The organism is Streptomyces flavofungini (genome assembly GCF_041028215.1).
In the GTDB taxonomy this organism is placed as follows: domain Bacteria; phylum Actinomycetota; class Actinomycetes; order Streptomycetales; family Streptomycetaceae; genus Streptomyces; species Streptomyces flavofungini_B.
Genome location: NZ_JASKYR010001117.1, coordinates 1 through 1,287, shown reverse-complemented (window position 1 = coordinate 1,287; position 1,287 = coordinate 1). Strand labels below are relative to the sequence as shown.

The 1,287-nt window shown below is 70.0% G+C and carries 1 protein-coding gene; it reads right to left on the bottom strand.

What is annotated here, in order from left to right; translation table 11 throughout:
* Nucleotides 1-24: 24 nt before the first annotated feature.
* On the bottom strand, nt 25-1,167 hold the full coding sequence (locus AB8Z36_RS38935) for an acyl-CoA dehydrogenase family protein (protein WP_369218088.1): 1,143 nt from the start codon (nt 1,165-1,167) through the stop codon (nt 25-27).
* Between the last annotated feature and the right edge of the window lie 120 nt (nt 1,168-1,287).

The window sequence follows — 1,287 nt, the reverse complement described above, 5'->3', positions numbered from 1 at the left end:
GGTGCGGGGCGTCCGGCGGGCCGGTCAGCCGAGGAGCGAGCGGCCGATGATCTCCTTCATGATCTCGGTCGTGCCGCCGTAGATGGTCTGGATGCGGCCGTCCGTGAAGGCCTTGGCCACGCGGTACTCCGTCATGTAGCCATAGCCGCCGTGCAGTTGCAGGCACCGGTCGGCGACGCGCTTCTGGAGTTCGGTGGCCCACCACTTGGCCATGGAGGCGTGGACGGCGTCGAGCTCTCCGTCCGAGTGATCGACGATGCACCGGTCGAGGAACGTACGGGTGACGGCGCACTCGGTGGCCATCTCGGCGATCTCGAAGCGGATGTGCTGAAGCCTGGCGAGGGGCCGTCCGAAGGCCTCGCGCTCCTTCACGTACTCCGTGGTGATCTCCAGGAGGTGTTCGGCGGCGGCGATCCCCGCGACGGCGATGCCCATGCGCTCCTGGGCGAGGTTCGTCATCAGGTGGACGAAGGCGCCGTCCAGGTCGCCGAGGAGGTTCTCCTTGGGCACGCGTACGTCGTGGAAGAACAGCTCGGCGGTGTCCTGGGACTTCTGGCCGATCTTGTCGAGGTTGCGGCCCCGCTCGAAGCCCGCCATGCCGCGCTCCACCACGAGCAGGGACAGGCCGTGGGCGCCGCCCTCGGGGGAGGTCTTGGCGACGACGATGACGAGGTCGGCCAGGATGCCGTTGGAGATGAACGTCTTGGAGCCGTTGAGCACCCAGTGGTCGCCCCGGTCCTCGGCGGTGGTGCGGATGGCCTGGAGGTCGGAGCCCGCGCCCGGTTCGGTCATCGCGATGGCCGTGACGGTCTCGCCGGAGCAGAAGCCGGGCAGCCAGCGCCGCTTCTGCTCGTCGGTGGCGAGCGAGGTGAGATAGGGGCCGATGATGTCGTTGTGCAGGCCGATCGCGAGCCCGGCGGCGCCCGCGCGCGTGAACTCCTCCGCGAGGACGGCGGAGTAGCGGAAGTCGGTGTTCCCGCCGCCGCCGTACTCCTCGGGGACCGCGAGCCCGAGCAGCCCCTGCCTGCCCGCCGCGAGCCATGCCTCGCGGGAGACGATGCCGTCCTTCTCCCACTGCTCGTAGTGCGGGAGCACCTCCTTGGCGAGGAAGGTGCGTACGGTCTCGCGGAACGCGTCGTGCTCGGCGGAGAAGATCTGCCGTTTCATCGCTACGTGGTCTCCTGGTCTTCCGGCGGGGAGGTCGCGAGGCCCGGCACGCCCCAGTCACGGGCCACCTCTTCGGTGTCGGCGCCGGGCCTGGCCGGGCCGGTGCGGACCTCGGTGGGG